The sequence below is a fragment of the Streptomyces sp. NPDC055099 genome, from assembly GCF_053607685.1.
Window position 1 is genome coordinate 207,900 of record NZ_JBSGUA010000015.1, and the last position, 22,241, is coordinate 230,140.

The 22,241-nt window shown below is 69.7% G+C and carries 17 protein-coding genes and 1 pseudogene; 12 read left to right on the plus strand and 6 right to left on the minus strand.

Features of this window, described 5'->3' with window-relative positions; translation table 11 throughout:
* Positions 1-213 precede the first annotated feature (213 nt).
* The 10 genes from rpsB to ACWFRU_RS31925 all read left to right on the plus strand — a co-directional run bounded on the left by rpsB (position 214) and on the right by ACWFRU_RS31925 (position 11,005).
* On the plus strand, positions 214-1,134 hold the full coding sequence (rpsB, locus tag ACWFRU_RS31880; protein WP_453691547.1) for a 30S ribosomal protein S2: 921 nt from the start codon (positions 214-216) through the stop codon (positions 1,132-1,134).
* Between the two features lie 93 nt (positions 1,135-1,227).
* Positions 1,228-2,064, plus strand: coding sequence for a translation elongation factor Ts (gene tsf, locus ACWFRU_RS31885; RefSeq protein ID WP_365824119.1), 837 nt, complete (start codon positions 1,228-1,230; stop codon positions 2,062-2,064).
* A 185-nt stretch (positions 2,065-2,249) separates the two neighbouring features.
* Positions 2,250-3,011, plus strand: a complete 762-nt coding sequence (pyrH, locus tag ACWFRU_RS31890; RefSeq protein ID WP_397714914.1) for a UMP kinase — start codon at positions 2,250-2,252, stop codon at positions 3,009-3,011.
* A 159-nt stretch (positions 3,012-3,170) separates the two neighbouring features.
* On the plus strand, positions 3,171-3,728 hold the full coding sequence (gene frr / locus ACWFRU_RS31895) for a ribosome recycling factor (RefSeq protein ID WP_365824123.1): 558 nt from the start codon (positions 3,171-3,173) through the stop codon (positions 3,726-3,728).
* Between the two features lie 34 nt (positions 3,729-3,762).
* A complete protein-coding gene (locus tag ACWFRU_RS31900; RefSeq protein ID WP_453691548.1) occupies positions 3,763-4,836 on the plus strand; it encodes a phosphatidate cytidylyltransferase in 1,074 nt (357 codons plus the stop codon).
* Positions 4,837-4,927: 91 nt separating this feature from the next.
* Positions 4,928-6,034, plus strand: coding sequence for a 23S rRNA (adenine(2503)-C(2))-methyltransferase RlmN (gene rlmN, locus ACWFRU_RS31905; RefSeq protein WP_453691549.1), 1,107 nt, complete (start codon positions 4,928-4,930; stop codon positions 6,032-6,034).
* 241 nt (positions 6,035-6,275) lie between these two features.
* Positions 6,276-7,373, plus strand: a complete 1,098-nt coding sequence (locus tag ACWFRU_RS31910) for a thiamine ABC transporter substrate-binding protein (RefSeq protein WP_453691550.1) — start codon at positions 6,276-6,278, stop codon at positions 7,371-7,373.
* The gene (locus tag ACWFRU_RS31915) at positions 7,349-9,043 is read left to right on the plus strand and encodes an ABC transporter permease (protein WP_453691551.1); all 1,695 of its coding nucleotides are present in this window, start codon (positions 7,349-7,351) and stop codon (positions 9,041-9,043) included. Before ACWFRU_RS31910 ends, ACWFRU_RS31915 begins: the two co-directional genes overlap by 25 nt.
* 41 nt (positions 9,044-9,084) lie before the next feature.
* Positions 9,085-10,119, plus strand: a complete 1,035-nt coding sequence (locus ACWFRU_RS31920; RefSeq protein WP_453691552.1) for an ABC transporter ATP-binding protein — start codon at positions 9,085-9,087, stop codon at positions 10,117-10,119.
* Positions 10,120-10,201: 82 nt separating this feature from the next.
* Positions 10,202-11,005: a maleylpyruvate isomerase N-terminal domain-containing protein gene (locus ACWFRU_RS31925; RefSeq protein WP_453691553.1), complete on the plus strand. Its 804-nt coding sequence runs from the start codon at positions 10,202-10,204 to the stop codon at positions 11,003-11,005.
* Between the two features lie 553 nt (positions 11,006-11,558).
* Here the strand turns inward: ACWFRU_RS31925 and ACWFRU_RS31930 are convergent.
* From ACWFRU_RS31930 to ACWFRU_RS31955, 6 genes and pseudogenes are all read right to left on the minus strand, one after another.
* Complete coding sequence (locus tag ACWFRU_RS31930; RefSeq protein WP_453691554.1) at positions 11,559-12,752, minus strand: LOG family protein; 1,194 nt, start codon at positions 12,750-12,752, stop codon at positions 11,559-11,561.
* 94 nt (positions 12,753-12,846) lie between these two features.
* Entirely contained in the window at positions 12,847-13,251 is a 405-nt protein-coding gene (locus tag ACWFRU_RS31935; RefSeq protein ID WP_453691555.1) for a VOC family protein, read from the minus strand.
* Between the two features lie 266 nt (positions 13,252-13,517).
* Entirely contained in the window at positions 13,518-14,696 is a 1,179-nt protein-coding gene (locus tag ACWFRU_RS31940) for a hypothetical protein (protein ID WP_453691556.1), read from the minus strand.
* A 212-nt stretch (positions 14,697-14,908) separates the two neighbouring features.
* Positions 14,909-15,610, minus strand: a pseudogene (locus ACWFRU_RS31945) (ABC transporter ATP-binding protein); the annotation flags it as partial.
* Between the two features lie 273 nt (positions 15,611-15,883).
* Positions 15,884-17,263: an aspartate aminotransferase family protein gene (locus tag ACWFRU_RS31950; RefSeq protein ID WP_453691557.1), complete on the minus strand. Its 1,380-nt coding sequence runs from the start codon at positions 17,261-17,263 to the stop codon at positions 15,884-15,886.
* Positions 17,248-17,760: an Lrp/AsnC family transcriptional regulator gene (locus tag ACWFRU_RS31955; protein WP_363212587.1), complete on the minus strand. Its 513-nt coding sequence runs from the start codon at positions 17,758-17,760 to the stop codon at positions 17,248-17,250. The genes ACWFRU_RS31950 and ACWFRU_RS31955 overlap by 16 nt, the downstream gene beginning before the upstream one ends.
* 161 nt (positions 17,761-17,921) lie before the next feature.
* Between ACWFRU_RS31955 and ACWFRU_RS31960 the strand changes: the two genes are divergently transcribed.
* Together ACWFRU_RS31960 and ACWFRU_RS31965 are read left to right on the plus strand one after the other, a co-directional pair.
* A complete protein-coding gene (locus tag ACWFRU_RS31960; protein WP_453691558.1) occupies positions 17,922-19,361 on the plus strand; it encodes a gamma-aminobutyraldehyde dehydrogenase in 1,440 nt (479 codons plus the stop codon).
* 191 nt (positions 19,362-19,552) lie between these two features.
* Positions 19,553-22,156 carry an MXAN_6230/SCO0854 family RING domain-containing protein gene (locus ACWFRU_RS31965; RefSeq protein WP_453691559.1) on the plus strand — a complete coding sequence of 868 codons (2,604 nt, stop codon included), beginning with the start codon at positions 19,553-19,555 and terminating at the stop codon, positions 22,154-22,156.
* Positions 22,157-22,241 lie beyond the last annotated feature (85 nt).

Sequence of the window (22,241 nt, forward strand, 5' to 3'; positions counted from 1 at the left end):
TGTGGACAGCGGCGTCACCCGCTGCCTCGCGGGTCCCGTACACTTCTTGTGGCGATCCGGGTCACCGGGTCGACTTCGCACGCCCCGACATCAGGCCATCAAAAGCCAGGTGCCAGCGCCTCTCGGTCCTTTGTGGCAAGGCGCATCGCGGGCGTCAGGCGCGTCTGCCGTCCGGCGGACGCGGCACAACCGAGAACACCAAGGAGTACGGCCATGGCCGTCGTCACGATGCGGGAGCTGCTGGAAAGCGGCGTCCACTTCGGTCACCAGACCCGTCGTTGGAACCCGAAGATGAAGCGCTTCATCTTCACGGAGCGCAACGGCATCTACATCATCGACCTGCTCCAGTCGCTGTCGTACATCGACCGCGCCTACGAGTTCGTCAAGGAGACCGTCGCCCACGGCGGCACGGTCATGTTCGTCGGCACGAAGAAGCAGGCGCAGGAGGCCATCGCCGAGCAGGCGACCCGCGTCGGCATGCCCTACGTGAACCAGCGCTGGCTGGGCGGCATGCTCACCAACTTCTCGACCGTCTACAAGCGCCTGCAGCGCCTGAAGGAGCTCGAGCAGATCGACTTCGAGGATGTGGCCGCGTCCGGCCTCACCAAGAAGGAGCTGCTCGTCCTCTCCCGCGAGAAGGCCAAGCTGGAGAAGACCCTCGGCGGTATCCGCGAGATGTCCAAGGTGCCCAGCGCCGTCTGGATCGTGGACACCAAGAAGGAGCACATCGCGGTCGGCGAGGCCCGGAAGCTCAACATCCCGGTCGTCGCCATCCTCGACACCAACTGTGACCCCGACGAGGTCGACTACAAGATCCCGGGCAACGACGACGCGATCCGCTCCGTCACCCTGCTCACCCGCGTGATCGCCGACGCCGTCGCCGAGGGCCTCATCGCCCGTTCCGGCGTCGCCACGGGCGACCAGAAGCCGGGCGAGAAGGCCGCCGGCGAGCCGCTCGCCGAGTGGGAGCGCGACCTGCTCGAGGGCGAGAAGAAGGCCGACGAGCCGAAGGCCGCCGAGGCCGAGGTTCAGAAGTCCGCCGAGACGGAGAAGGCCGCCGACGCCGAGCAGGCCGAGGCCCCCGCCGAGGTTGCTGCCGCCGAGGCCCCCGCCGCGGAGACCGAGCAGGCCTGACCTTCACAGGTTCGGTAGTTGACGGCGGGGGCCCACAGGCCCCCGCCGTTCACCCGTAGATCTTTCAGACCTCCGAAAGAGAATTCCAGGATCATGGCGAACTACACCGCCGCTGACGTCAAGAAGCTCCGTGAGCTCACGGGCGCCGGCATGATGGACTGCAAGAAGGCGCTCGACGAGGCCGACGGCAGCGTCGACAAGGCCGTCGAGGCCCTGCGCATCAAGGGCCAGAAGGGCGTCGCCAAGCGCGAGGGCCGCTCCGCCGAGAACGGCGCCGTGGTCTCCCTCATCGCCGACGACAACACCTCCGGCGTGATCGTCGAGCTGAAGTGCGAGACGGACTTCGTCGCCAAGGGCGAGAAGTTCCAGGCCGTCGCGAACTCGCTGGCCGCGCACATCGCCAAGACGTCGCCCGCCGACATCGCCGCGCTGCTCGCCTCCGAGATCGAGGCCGGCAAGACCGTCCAGGCTTACGTCGACGAGGCCAACGCCAACCTCGGCGAGAAGATCGTCCTGGACCGCTTCGCCCAGTTCGCGGGCACGTACGTCACCGCGTACATGCACCGCACCATGCCCGACCTGCCCCCGCAGATCGGTGTTCTGGTCGAGCTGGACAAGGCCGACGCCGACCTGGCCAAGGGCATCGCCCAGCACATCGCCGCCTTCGCGCCGAAGTACCTCTCCCGCGAGGACGTCCCGGCCGAGGTCGTCGAGTCCGAGCGCCGCGTCGCCGAGGAGACCACCCGCGCCGAGGGCAAGCCCGAGGCCGCGCTGCCCAAGATCGTCGAGGGTCGCGTCAACGGCTTCTTCAAGGAGGCCACCCTCCTCGGTCAGCCGTACGCGCTCGACAACAAGAAGTCCGTCCAGAAGGTCCTGGACGAGGCCGGTGTCACCCTGAAGCGCTTCTCGCGCATCAAGGTCGGCATCTGAGTCCGTACCGCGATCGACGGTAGACCCCGCTAGGGTCGACAGCGGTCGCCCGCGTACCCACGCGTACGCGACGTACGACCGCAGGATCTGACGAGGAGGCCATTGCCGAGCATGGGATGCGAACGACACCCCACCGGCAGTGGCCTTCTTCGTATGTGCGCCGAGCAAAAAGAAGCGAGAACTCCATGACCACCAAGGCCGACACAAACAGTGGCGACGATAAAGTCCCCGGTCGTTTCCTGCTGAAGCTCTCCGGTGAGGCATTCGCCGGCGGGGGCGGCCTTGGCGTCGACCCCGATGTGGTGCACGCGATCGCCAAGGAGATCGCCGCGGTCGTCCGGGACGGTGCCCAGATCGCGGCCGTCATCGGCGGCGGCAACTTCTTCCGTGGCGCGGAGCTCCAGCAGCGCGGCATGGACCGTGCCCGCTCGGACTACATGGGCATGCTCGGCACGGTCATGAACTGCCTCGCCCTCCAGGACTTCCTGGAGAAGGAAGGCATCGACTGCCGCGTGCAGACCGCCATCACGATGGGCCAGGTCGCGGAGCCATACATCCCGCTGCGCGCCGTACGGCACCTGGAGAAGGGCCGTGTGGTCATCTTCGGCGCCGGCATGGGCATGCCGTACTTCTCCACCGACACCACCGCGGCCCAGCGCGCCCTGGAGATCGACGCCGAGGCCCTGCTCATGGGCAAGAACGGCGTCGACGGGGTCTACGACTCCGACCCCAAGACCAACCCGGACGCGGTGAAGTACGACGCGCTCGGCTACGGCGAGGTCATCACCCGCGACCTGAAGGTCGCCGACATGACCGCGATCACGCTGTGCCGCGACAACAAGCTGCCCATCCTGGTCTTCGAGTTGCTCTCCGCCGGCAATATCGCGCGTGCCGTCAAGGGTGAGAAGATCGGCACACTCGTGGGCGACGAGGGCACCCGCGCCTGATCTCGCGGCGCCCCCCGAGGGCCACGAGGGATGGACAAAGCCCTGCCGGTCGGACACGGTGCAGGGAAAGAGACGCGACGCAGCCGACACCCCATGGACTCCCCCTACTTCACCGTGTGGGGGCGCCCCCAGCCCACTCACAACACGCAGGAGCAAGTGGTGATCGAAGAGACCCTCCTCGAGGCCGAGGAGAAGATGGAGAAGGCCGTCGTGGTCGCCAAGGAGGACTTCGCCGCGATTCGCACAGGCCGTGCGCACCCGGCGATGTTCAACAAGATCGTGGCCGACTACTACGGCGCCCTTACGCCGATCAATCAGCTGGCCTCGTTCTCGGTGCCCGAGCCGCGGATGGCCGTGGTGACCCCGTTCGACAAGAGCGCGCTGCGCAACATCGAGCAGGCGATCCGCGACTCCGACCTCGGCGTCAACCCCGGCAATGACGGAAACATCATCCGAGTGACGTTCCCCGAGCTGACGCAGGACCGCCGCAAGGAGTACATCAAGGTCGCCAAGACCAAGGCCGAGGACTCCAAGATCTCGATCCGCTCCATCCGCCGCAAGGCGAAGGAAGCGATCGACAAGGCGATCAAGGACGGCGACATCGGCGAGGACGAGGGCCGGCGCGCGGAGAAGGAGCTCGACGACACCACCGCGAAGTACGTCGCTCAGGTGGACGAGCTGCTCAAGCACAAGGAAGCCGAGCTGCTCGAGGTCTGAGGGCTCGTGGTCTGAGGACTGAGGAATCCGATCCGTGAACGACTCTTCCTGGGGGGCGCCTCCCAGAGCCGGGTACTGGGGGCCGCCCGACCAGGGCCCTGCTCAAGGGGCTGCCCCGGCAGGTCCCGCGTACGATGCGCATGACGCCCTGTATCCAGCAGAGACGCAGCCCATGCCCATCGTGCCTGACATGCCTGAAGTACCCCAGGAGCCCATGCCCAGCGCATCACAGCCCGCCCCCGAGGCGCCGCGAGCGCCTCACGCGCCCAAGGCGCCTCAAGCGCCGCAGAAGAAGAGCGCGGGCCGTGATCTCGGGGCGGCCATAGGAGTCGGCGTGGGGCTCGGCGCGGTGATCGTCGCGTCGCTCTTCATCGTGAAGGCCGTCTTCATCGGCGTCATAGCGGTCGCCGTCGTGGTCGGTCTCTGGGAGCTCACCTCGCGGCTCCAGGAGCGCAAGGAGATCAAGGCGCCGCTGGTCCCGCTGGCGGTGGGCGGCGCCGCGATGGTCGTCGCCGGGTACGTCCGCGGACCCGAGGGCGCCTGGGTCGCCATGGCGCTCACCGCGCTCGCGGTGCTCGTCTGGCGGATGACCGAGCCGCCCGAGGGCTATCTGAAGGACGTCACGGCGGGCGTCTTCGCGGCGTTCTACGTCCCGTTCCTCGCCACCTTCGTGGCGATGATGCTCACCGCGGACGACGGTGCGATGCGGGTGCTCACGTTCCTGCTCCTGACCGTGGTCAGCGACACCGGGGCGTACGCGATCGGCTGGCGCTTCGGCAAGCACAAGCTCGCCCCGCGCATCAGCCCCGGCAAGACCCGCGAGGGCCTGGTCGGCGCGGTGACGTTCGCGATGGCGGGCGGCGCGCTGTGCATGGAGTTCCTGATCGACGGCGGCACGTGGTGGCAGGGTCTGCTCATCGGCCTGGCGGTCGCCGCGAGCGCGACGCTCGGGGACCTGGGCGAGTCGATGATCAAACGTGACCTCGGCATCAAGGACATGGGCACGCTGCTGCCGGGCCACGGCGGCATCATGGACCGCCTCGACTCCCTGCTGCCGACCGCACCGGTGGTCTGGCTGCTGCTCGTGATCTTTGTCGGATCGGGCTGATCTGCGGTTTCGTGCGTGAAGTACACGTGAGGGGCTCGTCGTCCACAGGGCGGCGGGCCCCTTGCCGTATGTCTGCGACACTGGGTGGACCATGCCTGTACCTGGAGAACTCACCTTTGTCGCGCCCCGTGGGGCCAAGAAGCCGCCGCGGCATCTCGCTGACCTCACGCCTGCCGAGCGCAAGGAAGCCGTTGCCGCCGTCGGCGAGAAACCGTTTCGCGCCAAGCAGCTCTCGCAGCACTACTTCGCGCGGTACGCGCACGACCCGGAGCAGTGGACCGACATCCCCGCCGGTTCGCGCACGAAGCTCCAGGAGGCGCTGCTTCCCGAGCTGATGTCCGTCGTGCGGCACATCAGCTGCGACGACGACACCACCCGCAAGACGCTGTGGCGCCTCTTCGACGGCACGCTCGTCGAGTCCGTGCTCATGCGCTATCCGGACCGCGTGACGATGTGCATCTCGTCGCAGGCCGGGTGCGGGATGAACTGCCCGTTCTGTGCCACGGGGCAGGCCGGGCTCGACCGGAACCTGTCGACCGCCGAGATCGTGCATCAGATCGTCGACGGGATGCGCGCGCTCCGGGACGGGGAGATCCCCGGTGGGCTCGCGCGGCTCTCCAACATCGTCTTCATGGGCATGGGCGAGCCGCTCGCCAACTACAACCGCGTCACCGGGGCCATCCGCAGGCTCACCGACCCCGAGCCGGACGGCGTGGGGCTGTCGCAGCGTGGCATCACCGTGTCGACCGTCGGGCTCGTGCCCGCCATCCACCGGTTCGCCGACGAGGGCTTCAAGTGCCGCCTCGCCATCTCGCTGCACGCGCCCGACGACGAGCTCCGCGACACCCTCGTACCCGTCAACACGCGGTGGAACGTGCGTGAGGTGCTCGAGGCCGGATGGGAGTACGCCGCCAAGTCGGGGCGCCGCCTCTCCATCGAGTACGCGCTGATCCGGGACATCAACGACCACGCATGGCGCGGTGACCGCCTCGGGCGGCTGCTCAAGAACAAGCCCGTCCACGTGAACCTGATCCCGCTGAACCCGACGCCGGGCTCGAAGTGGACGGCATCGCGGCCGGAGGACGAGAAGGCCTTCGTGAACGCCATCGCCGCTCACGGGGTACCTGTCACGGTTCGTGACACCCGTGGCCAGGAGATCGACGGGGCGTGCGGTCAGCTCGCCGCGGCCGAGCGTTAGTCTGGCCGGAACACAACTTCACAGCCAACTGCATAGCCGGAACGCATCTTCATATTCCGACAGGGGAGCGCCACAGCGCTGAGAGTGCGGCAGCCAAGGACAGGTTGGCCGCAGACCCTCTGAACCTTGCCCGGGTCATTCCGGGTAGGAAGTTCGGACATCACTCAAGCTGTTGCGCCCTGCCCGCGGACCCTACGGTCCGCGGGCAGGGCCGCGTCTCTTCCTGGTCACTCCAGGAGGAATGAACTCAGTGAGCACCACCAAGAAGGTCACGGTCACCGCGGTCGCGGCGGCCATCGGGCTCGTCGCGCTCTCCGGGTGCGGCAGCTCGTCCGACAGCGGCGACAAGGCCGCCGACTCCAAGAGCGTCACGCTGGTCAGCCATGACTCCTTCAACGTCTCCAAGGACGTACTGAAGGCATTCGAGAAGAGCTCCGGCTACAAGGTCAACGTCCTCAAGGACGGGGACGCGGGCGCCGCCGTGAACAAGGCGATCCTGTCGAAGGACAACCCGCAGGGAGACGTCTTCTTCGGCGTCGACAACACCCTGCTCTCGCGCGCGCTCGACAACGACCTCTTCCAGTCGTACGAGGCCAAGGGCTCGGAGAAGGTCGGGTCGGAGTTCCGGGTCGATGGCGACAAGCATCGCGTCACGCCCGTCGACAGCGGCGACATCTGCGTCAACTACGACAAGAAGTACTTCGCCGACAAGGAGCTGGCGCCGCCGAAGTCCTTCGCGGATCTGGCCAAGCCCGCCTACAAGAATCTGCTGGTGACGGAGAACGCCGCGACCTCTTCTCCCGGCCTCGGCTTCCTGCTCGGCTCGGCCGCCGAGTACGGGGACGGGGGCTGGCAGGGCTACTGGAAGAAGCTCAAGGCCAACGGCGTCAAGGTCGTCGACGGCTGGGAGCAGGCCTATAACGAGGAGTTCTCCGGGTCCGCCGGCGGCAAGAAGGCCAAGGGCGACCGGCCGCTCGTCGTCTCCTACGCCTCCTCGCCGCCCGTCGAGGTGCTCTACGCCAAGCCGCAGCCCAAGGAGGCGCCGACCGGCGTCGCGAAGGGCACCTGCTTCCGGCAGGTCGAGTACGCGGGGCTGCTGAGCAACGCCAAGAACGAGAAGGGCGGCAAGGCGCTCCTCGACTTCCTGATCGGTGAGAAGTTCCAGGGCGACATGCCGCTGAACATGTTCGTCAACCCGGTGCGGGAGAACGTCGAGCTGCCCGAGCTGTTCGTCAAGCACGGCGTGAAGATCGACGACCCGCACACCATGGACCCGAAGAAGATCGCCGACAACCGTGAGCAGTGGGTCAAGTCGTGGACCTCGCTCGTACTGAAGTAAAGGGTCCCCGTAGGTCCCGTACGGGGTTCTCGCGGGGGAGTGCGGCGCGGCTCGGTCTGATGGCCGTGCCCGTCGCCTTCTTCGCGGTCTTCTTCGCCTATCCGGTCGCCGCGATCGTCGCGCGCGGCCTGAAGGTGGGCGGTCAGTGGCAGTTCGGGCGGATCGCGGACGTCGTCGGGCAGCCCGACGTCCGGCACGTGCTGTGGTTCACCACCTGGCAGGCGCTCGCCTCGACCGCGCTCACGCTGCTGATCGCGCTCCCCGGCGCGTATGTCTTCGCGCGCTTCGAGTTCAGGGGCAAGCAGGTGCTGCGGGCGGTCGTCACGGTGCCGTTCGTGCTGCCGACGGTCGTCGTCGGGACGGCGTTCCTCGCGCTGCTCGGCAGGGGCGGGCTGTTCGACGAGATGTGGGGCGTACGGCTCGACACGACCGTGTGGGCCATTCTGCTCGCGCACGTCTTCTTCAACTACGCCGTCGTCGTACGGACGGTCGGCGGGCTCTGGTCGCAGCTCGACCCGCGCCAGGAGGAGGCCGCGCGGATGCTCGGCGCCTCGCGGTGGACCGCCTGGCGGACGGTGACGCTGCCCGCGCTCGGCCCCGCCGTCGCCGCTGCGTCCCTCATGGTCTTCCTCTTCACCTTCACCTCCTTCGGGGTCGTGCAGATCCTCGGCGGACCCGCGTACTCGACGCTCGAAGTCGAGATCTACCGGCAGACCGCCCAGCTCCTCGACCTGTCGACGGCCGCCGTCCTGACGATCGTGCAGTTCGCGGCGGTCGGCCTGATCCTCGCCGTGCACGCGTGGACCGTGCGCCGGCGCGAGACCGCGCTGCGGTTGGTCGACGCTGCCGCCGTGGCCCGGCGGCCGCGCGGCGCGGGGCAGTGGGCCCTGCTCGGCGGGGTGATGCTGACGGTCGCCGTGCTGATCCTGCTGCCGCTCGGAGTGCTGGTCGAGCGGTCGCTGAGCGGGCCGGACGGCTATGGCTTCGCGTACTTCAGGGAGCTGACGTCGGCGGAGGGCGGGGCGTTCCTCGTCCCGCCGATCGAGGCCGTCTGGAATTCCCTCCAGTACGCGCTGGCCGCCACCGCCATCGCCCTGGTGATCGGCGGGCTCGCGGCGGCGGCGCTCACCCGGAAAGCCGGGCGCCTGGTGCGTGGCTTCGACGCGCTGCTGATGCTGCCGCTCGGGGTGTCCGCGGTGACGGTCGGCTTCGGTTTCCTGATCACGCTGGACGAACCGCCGCTCGACCTGCGGTCGACGTGGATTCTGGTGCCGCTCGCGCAGGCCCTGGTGGGTGTGCCCTTCGTCGTACGCACCATGCTGCCCGTCCTGCGCGCGGTGGACGGACGGCTGCGTGAGGCGGCCGCCGTGCTCGGGGCGTCGCCGCTGCGGGCGTGGCGGGAGGTCGACCTGCCGATGGTGCGGCGGGCGCTGCTGATCGCCGCCGGGTTCGCGTTCGCCGTGTCCCTGGGGGAGTTCGGCGCGACCGTCTTCATCGCGCGGCCGGACAACCCGACGCTCCCGGTCGCCGTGGCGCGGCTCCTGGGGCGGGCCGGGGAGCTCAACTACGGGCAGGCGATGGCACTTTCGACGATCTTGATGGTGGTGTGCGCGGTGTCGCTGCTGCTGCTCGAACGGCTCCGTACCGACCGGACGACTGGGGAGTTCTGATGGGTGCAGGAGAGGGTGCGGGTGCAGAAGAGGGTGCGGGTATGGGGTTGCTGACGTTGGTGGATGCGACCGTGCGGTTCGGGGGGCGTGCCGTGCTCGACGGTGTCGGTCTCGCGGTCGACGAGCACGAGATCGTCTGCGTGCTCGGGCCGAGCGGCAGCGGCAAGTCGACGCTGCTGCGGGCGGTCGCCGGGCTCCAGGACCTCGACGGCGGGCAGGTCCTGCTGGACGGCCGTGACCAGCGGGGCGTGCCCGCGCACAAGCGTGGGGTCGGCCTGATGTTCCAGGACCACCAGCTGTTCCCGCAGCGCGACGTGGCAGGCAATGTCGCCTTCGGGCTGCGGATGCACGGGGCTTCGCGGGGCGAACAGGCCGACCGGGTGGCCGAGTTGCTCGAACTCGTGGGGCTGCCGGGGGCGCAGCGGCGGGCCGTCGCCTCGCTCTCGGGCGGCGAGCAGCAGCGGGTCGCTCTCGCGCGGGCGCTCGCGCCGAGGCCGCGGCTGCTGATGCTCGACGAGCCGCTCGGGCAGCTCGACCGCTCGCTGCGGGAGCGCCTTGTCGTCGAACTCCGCGAGCTTTTCGACGAGTTGGGTACGACGGTTCTTGCGGTCACGCATGACCAGGGCGAGGCGTTCGCGCTCGCGGACCGGGTCGTGGTGATGCGGGACGGGCGGATCGCACAGTCCGGTACGCCGCTTGAGGTCTGGCGGCAGCCGGTGGATGAGTTCGTGGCGCGGTTCCTGGGCTTCGACAATGTCGTCGACGCGACGGTGGTCGGTGAGGTGGCTGATACGGCCTGGGGGAAGGTGCCGGTGCCGGTGCCTGGGGACGCGGGTGCGGATGGTGGGCGGTGCCGGTTGCTGGTGCGGCCGGCCGGGGTGCGGCTGGTGCCCGTCGACGAGGGGCTGCCGTGTGTGGTGACGGCGCGGACCTTCCGGGGTACGCATGTCGCCGTCCATCTGGAGCCTCGGTCCGGGCCGCGGCTTGAGGCTGCCTGTGCGTTGCGGGATGCGCCTGGGGTGGGGGAGTCGGTGGGGGTTGTGTTTGATGTGGGGGATGTTGTGGTTTTGGGCTGAGGGAGGGGCGGAAGGCGCGGAATACCTGCGGTGGGCGTTAATCGGGTGTGTGTTGTGCGGGGGGCTGCCTAGGGTCTCGTGCATGACAACGTTGAAGTACGAGCGCCACTGTGCCGAAGTCGTCGTTCAGCTGGGCCTGTTGAGGGAGACGCTGGTCGGGGCGGATCTGTCGGCCACCGTGCCGACCTGCCCTGAGTGGACGCTGGGGCACCTCGCCCGGCACGTGGGGGGCGCCGTGCGCTGGGCCGCGCGGCTGGTGGCCACCCGGGCCACGGAGGACATTCCGGAGGAGGACGTCCCCGGAATCCACGGGCCGGAGGGGGACGATCCCGCGGCTCTCGACGCGTGGCTGGCGGAGACCGCCGAGTTGGTCGCGGCGGCGTGGGTCGGTGTGGACGCCGATACCCCGGTGTGGTCCTGGTCCGATCAGCATCATGCCGGGTTCTGGGCGCGGCGCATGACGCATGAGGTGGCTGTTCATCGGGCCGATGCGGCTCTTGCCGTGGGCGTGCCGTATGTGGTCGCGGCGGATGTCGCCGCCGACGCGATTGATGAGTGGCTGGAGATCGTGCAGTTCGTGCAGCGGAATGAGGTGGGGGATTCCGCTGGGGAGTTGTGTGCGGGGGTGCTCGGTGAGGGGCGCAGCATTCATCTGCACGCGACTGATGGGGTGCCGTCGTTGGATGCCGAGTGGCTCATCGAGTTCGGGGCGGAGGGGTTTGCTTGGCGGCGTGGGCATGAGAAGGCGACGGTTGCTTTGCGGGGGCCGTTGACTGAGGTGTTGCTGGCGTTTTATCGGCGGCGGGGTTTGGACGGTGGGGGTGTGGAGGTTTTGGGGGAGCGGGAGTTGATGGATTTCTGGTTGGAGCGGGCGTCGTTCGGGTGATTTTTCCCCAACCCCGCCCCTTCCCGAAAACCCGCTGGGCGCGGGGGCCTTGGGGGCGGGCGGGTCGGGTTCCGCGCGGAGGCCTTGGCTGCTGTGATCACCGGCTTCGCCGAGTTCGTCCTCAAGCGCCGGACGGGCTGGAGGGGGCGTCGGTCGGTTGGAAGGATCGCCGGACGGGCTGGATTGACCGCCGGTCAGGTGGGTGAACGCTGGGCGGGTTGGAGGGTTCGCCGGTCGGTGGGGGTGCACCGGGTGGGCTGGGTGGTTCGCCGGTTGGGTGGATGGTTCGCTGGGTGGGTGGGGCTTGTGCGCGGCGGCTTTGGGCGCTGTCGTCACCGGCTCCGCCGAGTTCGTCCTCAAGCGCCGGACGGGCTGGGTTGACCGCCGGTCGGGTGGGCGAATGCCGGATGGGCTGGAGGGTTTGCCGGTCGGTTGGAAGGTTCGCCGGGCGGGCTGGATTGGCCGCCGGTCGGGTGGGCGAATGCCGGACGGGCTGGAGGGGGGCGCCGGTTCGTTGGAAGGTCTGATGGGTGGGTGGGGAATTGTGGGTCGTTCAGCTGCCTGTCGTCAGTGATGACAGTGTTGCCGGGGCCTCCTCCACCCTGTCCACCAAGGCGATCCTTGGTTCCATCGAGCGGCCTTGGGCCAAGGCCTGGAGCAGGGGCCAGGCCGGGAGGTCCCTTGTCCAGTGCGTGTGGTTCACCAGGATCATCGGGGTCGGTTCGCCGCGCGACTCGTAGTAGTTCGGCGTAGCAGCGTCGAAGATCTCCTGGAGCGTGCCCGCCGCGCCCGGCAGGAAGATCACGCCCGCGTTCGAGCGGGCCAGGAGGCCGTCCTCGCGGGTGGCGTTGGCGAAGTACTTGGCCAGGTGCGTGGCGAAGGCGTTCGGCGGCTCGTGACCGTAGAACCACGTGGGGATGCCCACCGACGCGCCGCCGGACGGCCACCGCTCGCGGACGTCGAACGCCGCCCGCGCCCACTCGGTGACCGAGGGGGTGAAGGACGGTGCCTTCGCGAGGAGTTCGAGCGCCTCGTCCAGCATCTCGTCGCGGAAGACGGACGCGTACGCGCCCAGGTTCGCCGCCTCCATCGCGCCGGGTCCGCCACCGGTGGCGACCGTGAACCCGGCGCGGGCCAGCGAGCGGCCGAGCCGGGCGGCGCCCTCGTACTCCTCCGTGCCGCGGGCCATCGCGTGACCGCCCATGACGCCCACCACCCGCGCGCTGACGAGCAGTTCGTCGAGGGCGTCCGAGACCGAGTCGTCGTGGATCGCCCGGAGCATCGACGAGAAGACGTCGCCGTCCGCCTTGGTCTCCTGGAACCACGCGTACGCGCCGGCGTCAGGAGTCGCCTCGTACCCACCCTCGTGGAGTCCCGCGAAGAGTTCGTCCGGCGTGTAGAGAAGACCGCGGTACGGGTCGAACGGCAGGCCGGGGACGGGTGGGAACACCAGCGCCCCTGCGGTCCGCATCGCGTCCACCGCGCTCTGCTCCATCGCGCACCCGAGGAACACGGCGCCCGTGGCGTCGCAGTCCCGCAGCACGGACGTACGCGCCATCAGGTCTATGGCCTGGACGCGGCATCCGGCGAGCGAGCCGCCCGCGGCGATCTCGTCGAACTCCGCGAGCGACTCGATCTCGCGGTCGCTGCCGGGGAGCCGGGGGGATGGTCCGTGGGCGAAGGAGGGTGTGGGGGTGGAGGTGGGTGTCGAGGTGGGCGTGGGGTCGGGCTTGGGAGTTGGTTGCATTCGGCCATGCTAGGGACGCAGTCCGGGCGGTGGGGCTTGACCCTTAACCTCAGCCCCGCACCCCGCACCCCGGCCCTGCACCCCGGCCCCCACCTCAGCCCTGCACCTCGGACTCGTCCATCCACATGATTTCCCAGGTGTGGCCGTCCAGGTCGTCGAAGGCGCGGCCGTACATCATGCCGAAGTCCTGCGTCTTGCCCGCCGTGCCACCGGCCGCGACGGCCTTGTCGACCAGCTCGTCGACCTTCTCGCGGCTCTCGGCGCTCAGACAGAGCAGCGTCTCGCTCGTCGTCCGCGCGTCCGCGATCTGCTTGTCGGTGAACTGCTGGTAGTGCTTCTTGCTCAGCAGCATGGCGATGATCGTGTCGCTGATCACGACACAGGCGCAGTCGTCCGTCGTGAACTGGGGGTTGATCGTGTAGCCGAGCTCCGTGAAGAACTTCTTCGAGCTGTCGACGTCGTTCACGGCGAGGTTCACGAAGATCATCTGCTGGTACATGAGGTGTCTCCCGATGCTGTGAGGTGCACGCGAGGGCCGAGCGAGTTCTGCGCGAGTCTGCGCGGACACCGCGTGATGCGTGCGTCGTTCCGTGGCTTACGGAGGGGTAGACGCACGTTCGACGCGGAACTCATCGCCCCTCGCGGAACTTTTTTCCCAGGAGTTCGACCAGGGCTCCGCAGCAGCCGATCAACAGCCCCTCAACAGCCCCTCAACAGCCCCTCAACAGCCCCTCAATAGCTCCTCAACAGCTCCTCAGCAGCCCCTCAGCCCGTCAGCGGCAGTGCCGCCAGCTGCGCCACCACCCACGTCAGCGGGCCGAACACCGCCGCCAGCGCGCCCGCCCGCAGCGCCGCCGTACCGCGCAGCATCGACGTCGGCGCCCCCAGCTGGAGCAGCGCCGATGTCGTGTCGGAGCGTGCGTGCTTGGCCTCGACGGCGGCCGTGGCCAGCGTGAGCACCGCGCAGCCCGCGACGAGCAGCGAGCCGAGCGCGGTCAGCGGACCGACGTCAGGCCGGTCGCCGGAGTAGAGCGTGAGCCCGGCGTACGCCGCGGAGCCCACCACGCAGAGCACCCCCAGCGGCCGCCCGATCCGCCGGGCCTCCTCCTGCAGCCCGCGCCCGGCCAGGAGCCGCACCGCCCCGGGCCTGGCCGCCTGGAGAATCCGGCCGCACAGGTACGTGAGGCCGGGCCCCGCCAGGGCGAGGCCCACCGCAGTGATCGCCCATCCGGCGAGCACACCCGCGGGGCTGCCGGTCAAGCCGCCCGGCAGTGTCAGGTTCGAGGTGCCGGGTGCGCGGCTCGCGTACGCCTCGACGGCGAGGCCCGCCGCGAGGAGCGCGATGCCCCAGGGCAGCCCGCTCGGCGGGGCGGCGGGCGCGTCCGGGTCCACGGGTTCCTTCCGCTCGGTGCCCGGCTTGCTGTGGCGCTTGGTCGTCCGGGGGCGCAGGACGGCCGCGCTCGCGGCGGACGCGGTCAGCGGCACCAGGGCGAGCAGGGTGAGCGCGGCGGCGACGGGCAACGGCTGCCCGGCGGCGAGCAGTTCGGAGGCGGCGCCGTCGAACGGCAGGCCCGTCAGATCGCCGCGCAGGTGCAGGAAGAACAGGAGCGCCACCATCGAGCCGAGCGTGCACGCGACGGCCGTGGAGATCGTGGCGAGGACCGTGAGCCTGGCGGGACCGAGCCCCACCGCGGAGAGTCCGGAGCGCGGTTTGGTCGCCGGGTCGGTGCGCGCGACGGTGACGGCGAAGTACACGGTGGCGGCGATCGGCGCGACGCACCAGGCGAGCCGCAGCACGGCCCCGCCGGACGCGTCCGGGTGGCCCATCGCGTACCCCAGCGTGCACAGCAGCAGGAAGCCGGTGCCGGCCGAGGCCGCGGCCACGAGCAGCCTGCGCAGCTGGACCAGGGGGCGGGCCCCGCGGGCTAGACGGAGAGCGAGCACGCGGCCCGGCCTTCCGCGTCGTCGGACTCACCCTCGGCGGAATCGGAGGCACCAGAGGCCCCAGAGGCCCCAGAGGCCCCAGAGGCAGCAGGGGAAGCAGAGGAAGCGGAGGCAGCAGCGTCGGTGTCGGCATCCGCGTCATCCCCCGCCTGCCCGCCTCCCTCGGCTGCTTCCCCCGCGTCCCCCACGTCTCCCGTATCCCCCGCCGCGACCTCCCCCGCCCCCGGCAAATGCACCGTGTTCACGCGGCGGCCGTCGAGCAGGGTGACCGTGCGGTCGGCGAGGGTGGCGATCTCCGGGTCGTGCGTGGCGAGGACGACCGTGATGCCGTGCGAGCGGGCCGCGGTCGTCAGCGTGCGCAGGACGTGGGCGCGGTCGGCGCGGTGCAGCGGTGCCGTCGGCTCGTCGGCGAAGATCACGGACGGCATGGTGACCAGGGAGCGGGCGATGGCGATGCGCTGGCGCTGGGCCTGGAGCAGCGCGTGCGGCCGCTTGCGGGCGCAGTCACCGATGTCGAGGCGGTCGAGCCACTCCTGGGCCGTGGCCTTGGAGGCCCGGTGCGACGAGCCGCGCAGCATCAGCGGCAGCGCGACGTTCTCCCGGGCCGTGAGCTCGGGGACGAGGTGCGGCTCCGGGTCGATCCAGCCGAAGCGGTCGCGGCGCAGGCGTTCGCGGATGGCCGGGCTCATCGTGTGTACCGGCGTGCTGTTGAACCAGACCTCGCCCTGCTGGGGCAGGAGCTGGCCGGAGAGACAGCGCAGAAGAGTCGTTTTGCCGCTGCCGCGCGGGCCGGTGACGGCGAGGATCTCGCCCTCGCGGACACCGAGGGATACGCCGGTGAGCGCGGGCGAGCCGTTGTGCGTGACGTGCAAGGCGCGTGCCCACAGCACGTCGTTGTCCGGCGGGGCCACCATCACGTACACCTCGGTTCAGATCAGTTTGCCTCCCCCGTACGGGGGAACGAAGGCGGGGCCGATCGGTCACTGGGCACGCTAGGGATCCAGGCCGTGCTGCCTGGAAACGACGCGGCCCGGGGGCGCCCGTTCTCACTCGAACGGGCGCCCCCGGGGCCGGTATTGATCACTCGATCACACTATGGGTCCCTGTGGAGCCGTAAGGGACTCCATGGGTTCCCGTAATCCTGGGTTCCCGTAATCCTGGGTTCCCGTAATCCTGGGTTCCCGGGATCAGAGCTTCGTCCACGCCTCCGTGAGGACGTGGCGCAGGATGCCCTCGATCTCGTCGAAGGTCTCCTGGGTGGAGATCAGCGGCGGGGCGAGCTGGACGACCGGGTCGCCACGGTCGTCGGCGCGGCAGTACAGGCCGTTCTCGTACAGCGCCTTGGAGAGGAAGCCGTACAGGACGCGCTCGGTCTCCTCGTCGTTGAACGTCTCCTTGGTGGCCTTGTCCTTCACGAGCTCGATGCCGTAGAAGAAGCCGTTGCCGCGGACGTCGCCGACGATCGGCAGGTCGTGCAGCTTGCGCAGGGTCTGGAAGAACGCGTCCTCGTTGTCGAGGACGTGCTGGTTGAGACCCTCCTTCTCGAAGATGTCGAGGTTGGCGAGGCCGACCGCGGCGGAGACCGGGTGGCCGCCGAAGGTGTAGCCGTGCAGGAAGGTGTTGTCGCCCTTGTAGAACGGCTCGGCGATCTTGTCCGAGACGATGCAGGCGCCGATCGGGCTGTAGCCCGAGGTCATGCCCTTGGCGCAGGTGATCATGTCCGGGACGTAGCCGAACTTGTCACAGGCGAACATCGTGCCGAGGCGGCCGAAGGCGCAGATGACCTCGTCCGACACGAGCAGCACGTCGTACTTGTCGCAGATCTCGCGCACGCGCTGGAAGTACCCGGGCGGGGGCGGGAAGCAGCCGCCCGCGTTCTGCACCGGCTCCAGGAAGACGGCCGCGACCGTCTCCGGGCCCTCGAAGAGGATCTCCTGCTCGATCTGGTCGGCGGCCCAGCGGCCGAAGGCCTCGGGGTCGTCGCCGTGGATCGGGGCGCGGTAGATGTTCGTGTTCGGCACCTTGTGCGCGCCGGGGACCAGCGGCTCGAAGGGGGCCTTCAGGGCGGGCAGACCGGTGATGGACAGGGCGCCCTGCGGGGTGCCGTGGTAGGCGACCGCGCGCGAGATGACCTTGTACTTCGTGTGGTTGCCGGTGAGCTTGTGGTACTGCTTCGCCAGCTTCCACGCGGTCTCGACCGCCTCGCCGCCACCGGTGGTGAAGAAGACCTTGTTGAGGTCGCCGGGCGCGTGGTTGGCCAAACGTTCCGCCAGCTCGACGGCCTTCGGGTGGGCGTAGCTCCACACCGGGAAGAAGGCCAGTTCCTGCGCCTGCTTGTACGCCGTCTCGGCGAGCTCGTGACGACCGTGGCCCGCGTTGACCACGAACAGCCCGGAGAGGCCGTCCAGGTACTTCTTGCCCTTGTCGTCGTAGATGTAGGTGCCCTCGCCACGCACGATGGTGGGCACGGGTGCGTTCTCGTAGTCCGACATGCGGGTGAAGTGCATCCACAAGTGGTCGTACGCGGTTTGGCTGAGGTCCTTGCTCACGGCTATCGGGTTCCCCACATATAGGTCTGCTTCTTGAGCTTCAGATAGACGAAGCTCTCGGTGGAGCGCACGCCGGGGAGGGCGCGGATGCGCTTGTTGATCACTTCGAGAAGGTGGTCGTCGTCCTCGCAGACGACCTCCACCATCAGGTCGAAGGAGCCCGCGGTCATCACCACGTACTCACACTCGGCCATGGCCGTCAGCGCCTCCGCGACGGGGTCCAGGTCACCCTCGACGTTGATGCCGACCATCGCCTGGCGCCGGAAGCCCACGGTGAGCGGGTCCGTGACGGCGACGATCTGCATCACGCCCTGGTCGAGCAGCTTCTGGACGCGTTGGCGCACGGCCGCTTCGGACAGGCCCACGGCCTTGCCGATGGCGGCGTACGGACGGCGTCCGTCCTCCTGAAGCTGTTCGATGATCGCCAGGGAGACGGCGTCGATGGGAGAAGAGCCGTTCCCGTGTCGGGAACTACTGGAATCTGCGCTGCGACTGGCCACGACCCCATGGTGCACAGGAGTCGACAGTTCCGCAAGGTCAGATCGATGAAATTCGTTGTCTGAAGCTTCAATCGTCACGGATTTCGCAGTTCTGGGGCTCCGGGTATGTTGAAAGCGTCGGTACACCGACTAGGGTGGGTGTCTCATCCACTGGACATCTGACTGGAGGGCCGGAAGTGACCACCGAGCTGCGCCGTCTGCGTAACTACATCAACGGAGAATTCCGGGACGCCGCCGACGGCCGGACCACCGAAGTGGTCAACCCCGCCAACGGCGAGCCCTACGCCACCGCGCCCCTGTCGGGGCAGGCCGACGTCGACGCCGCGATGGAGGCGGCCGCCGCCGCGTTCCCCGCCTGGCGTGACCTGACGCCCGCCGAGCGCCAGAAGGCCCTGCTGAAGATCGCCGACGCCTTCGAGGAGCGCGCCGAGGAGCTCATCGCGGCCGAGGTCGAGAACACGGGCAAGCCGACCGGCCTCACGCGGTCCGAGGAAATCCCGCCCATGGTCGACCAGATCCGCTTCTTCGCGGGTGCGGCCCGGATGCTCGAGGGCCGCGCGGCCGGCGAGTACATGGAGGGTCTGACCTCCATCATCCGCCGCGAGCCGATCGGCGTCTGCGCGCAGGTCGCGCCCTGGAACTACCCGATGATGATGGGCGTATGGAAGTTCGCCCCGGCGCTCGCCGCGGGCAACACCGTCGTCCTCAAGCCCTCGGACACGACCCCCGCGTCGACCGTCCTGATGGCCGAGATCATCGGCTCGATCGTCCCCAAGGGTGTCTTCAACGTCGTCTGCGGCGACCGTGACACCGGCCGCGCGATGGTCGAGCACAACACCCCGGCGATGGCCTCCATCACCGGCTCCGTGCGTGCCGGCATGCAGGTCGCCGAGTCCGCCTCCAAGGACCTCAAGCGGGTCCACCTGGAGCTGGGCGGCAAGGCGCCGGTCGTCGTCTTCGAGGACGCCGACCTCGCCAAGGCCGTCGAGGACATCTCCATGGCGGGCTTCTTCAACGCGGGCCAGGACTGTACGGCCGCCACGCGCGTGCTCGTCCACGAGTCCATCCACGACGAGTTCGTGACCGCGCTCGCCAAGGCCGCGGCCGACACGAAGACCGGCCAGCCGGACGACGAGGACGTGCTCTTCGGCCCGCTGAACAACGCCAACCAGCTGAAGCAGGTCTCCGGCTTCATCGACCGCCTTCCGGCGCACGCCAAGGTCGAGGCGGGCGGTCAGCGGGTCGGCGAGAAGGGCTTCTTCTACGCCCCGACCGTCGTCTCGGGCCTGAAGCAGGACGACGAGATCATCCAGAACGAGGTCTTCGGCCCGGTCATCACCGTCCAGTCCTTCACGGACGAGGAGCAGGCCGTCTCGTACGCGAACGGTGTGGACTACGCCCTGGCCTCCTCGGTCTGGACGCAGAACCACGCGCGCGCCATGCGGATGTCCAAGGTCCTCGACTTCGGCTGCGTCTGGATCAACACGCACATCCCGCTGGTCGCGGAGATGCCGCACGGCGGCTTCAAGAAGTCCGGCTACGGCAAGGACCTCTCGGCCTACGGCTTCGACGACTACACGCGCATCAAGCACGTCATGACGTCGATCGAGGGCTGAGCCCGCACGACCCAGGACCGCTCGGGCCTCCGCTAATTGAATGGCCCGGCCCAGCCGCCCCCGCGTACCGTCAGGAACGCGGGGGCGGCTCCGTGGTGTGCTTCCTTCTTTCTCATCTCTGCAAAAGATCCGTAGCGCACCCACTCCCCGCCCCCGCCTTTCTGTACTTCCGGGGGTGCGACCTGATGGTGATGACGACGACGGCTGACGACCTCGCCGGGCTGCTGCTGCGGCGCCGGCAGAGCGTGTACGTGCCCTCCGGCGCCGGGCGGTCCGCCGAGACCGCCGCCGCCGTGGTCGTCCTCGAGGCCGAACTCGCCGACCGCGGGCACCTGCTGACCGCGCCGCTGCGCCGCGCGCTGACCGGGCTCTGCGTCGCCGACCTCGCCGCGACCGGCATGAAGCTGCTCGCCGACGTCGACGCGCTGATGGGCTCCGACCGCCGGCATGCCCCGCTGTTTCGGCGCTTCCCGGACGAGATCGCGTACCAGCCCGCGTACGACCGCTACACCTCCCTCGTCGTCGAACACCTCGCCGCCCAGCCGCACCAGCCCTGCATGAACTGCGCGGGCACCACGGCGCGCGTCCGTGCGCTCAAGCCGTGCGCGCATCTGCTGTGCGACGACTGCCACCGCAAGGAACTGGACACGGGCTGCTGCGACGACTGCTGCGTCTGGTACGCCTGCCCCATCTGCGAGAACCGCTACGAGACCGACGGGCCCACCAACCCCTGGCTCGACACCGGGGCCGGCCGGGGCGGTGACGGCGGCGAGATCCTGCGCGCGCTGTGCCTCGCGGCGCCGGGGGATGCCGCCGCCGAGCTCGCCGCCCTGCTCGCCCGGCGTACGCCGCTGAACCCGCAGGACCACGACGACCTGGTGCTGCTTCTCGGGTACGCGGACCCCGCCGACGCCGCCGACTGGCTTCCGGCCGAGATCCCGCTGCGCGAGAGCAAGGCGCTCGCTCTCGCGCCGCTGCTCGACGTGCCGGACGCGCGCCCGCTGGTCATCCGGCACGCCGACACCGCCACCGACGTCCTTCGCATCCTCGTCGTACGGTCCGGGGGCGACCCCGACCTGCTCGAACTGCCGCGCCTGCGCGGGCTGCCGCGTCCCCTGCGCCGTGAACTCCTCGCCCTGCTCGACGGGTTCGATCTGCGGCGGCTCGCCGAGGACATGGACCGCCACCCGCGCGCCTGGAAACGCGTCGGCGAAATCCTGCACCCCTTCGAGCAGGCCCACCGGCACGCGCGCGTGGCGCTCGCCTTCGCCGTCCTGCGCGGAACCCGCCTCGGCGACAGCGCACTCTCCGAGGTGCTGCTCGCCGAAGCCGCACGCCATGAGGACGTCCGTATCGAGGGCGACCGGCTGCGGATCTCCACCTGGCAGGGCCGGGTCGAGGAGGCCATCGGCCGCTGGGACACCACCGCCGCGGCCGGACTGCTGCGCGAGCGCCCCGGTGAACTCCTGCGCCGCCTGGACCTGTTGCTGGCCCGCTCGGGCGCCGCGACCCTGCCGGAGGCGGTGGCCGACGCGCTCGCGGACGCGCTGCCCCGCTCCGGACCCGGGCCGCTGCTCGGCGCGTACGGCCCCATGAAGGTCCGCGCCGAGCCGGGGCACCGGCGCGTCTTCTTCCCGCGCGGACGCGTCACCCAGGCGTACGCGGTCGACGACGACCGGCCGCCGCTGCCGTCCCGGGTGGCGGGGCGCGCCGGTGAGCTGATCGAGGCGGAGGCGGTGCGGCGGCTGGCCGCGGGGGAGGGCGAGCGGTACGAGGTCGCGGTCCTCGACGCCTCGCTCGACGACCTGCCGGTGCCGTTCGCCGAGCGGGCCTCCGCCGCCTCGCTGGTCGCCGTGCCGCGCGGCAGCTCGCTGCCCATGCCCGCGGACAGCGAGAAGGTGCGGCTCTTCCTGCACTGGCTGCAGCCCAAGGGCGTGCGCGTCGACCTCGACCTGTCCGTCGCGCTCTACGACGACCTGTGGCGTTTCGTCGGGCTGTGCGACTACACGCATCTGACGTATGCGGGCGGCGCGGCCCGGCACTCCGGGGACCTGACGTCGGCGCCCGCCCCGAGCGGTGCCACCGAGTACCTGGACCTCGACCTGCCGCGGCTGGCCAACGCGGGGGTGCGGTTCGTGGTGCCCGCCGTCCTCTCGTACAACAACGTGCCCTTCGACCAACTCCCGGACGCCTTCGCGGGGTTCATGGCGGTGGAGGGCACGGGGCGCGCGGTCTACGACCCGCGCACCGTCCGGCAGCGCTTCGACCTCGCGGGCGACGCGGCGCTGCGCGTGCCGATGATCGTCGACCTGCGGTCGCGTCGCGCCTGGTGGGCGGACGTCACCCTCGCCACGGGCGAGGGCAACCACGACGTGTGGCGCTACCGCAAGCAGCTCGGCCGCATGGGCAACGACCTGCTCGACACCTTCCGGCCACGCGGCCGGGCCACCCTGTGGGACCTCGCCTGCTGGACGGCGGCGGCACGCACCGACGGACCGGTGTACGTGCGCGGCCGCGGCCACGTCCTGTGGGGGTACCGCCGTGCCGACGACGAGCCGCGCGCCGACTTCGCGCTGCGGGTCCGCGACGGCTGGGAGCCGGACGAGCTGCGTGCGGAGCCGGGTCCCGAACTGGTTGGCCGGAGCGCCCTTCTGGCCCTGCTGCACGGCGAGTTGGAGGGGGCGTCTGAGGTCGCATCCGGCACGGCGTACCGCCTCTACCCGGGGCCGGTCGACGCCGCGCCGCTGGAGCGGATCACCGCGGGGGACCTGGCGGGGTGGCTGGCGCCGGTGTGATGCGGGCCGGATGCGGGCCGGCGGCGGGCCGGTCTCCGATCGACAGGGTGTCGGTTCCGGGCCGCTCGGCTCGACGCAGCGTCCA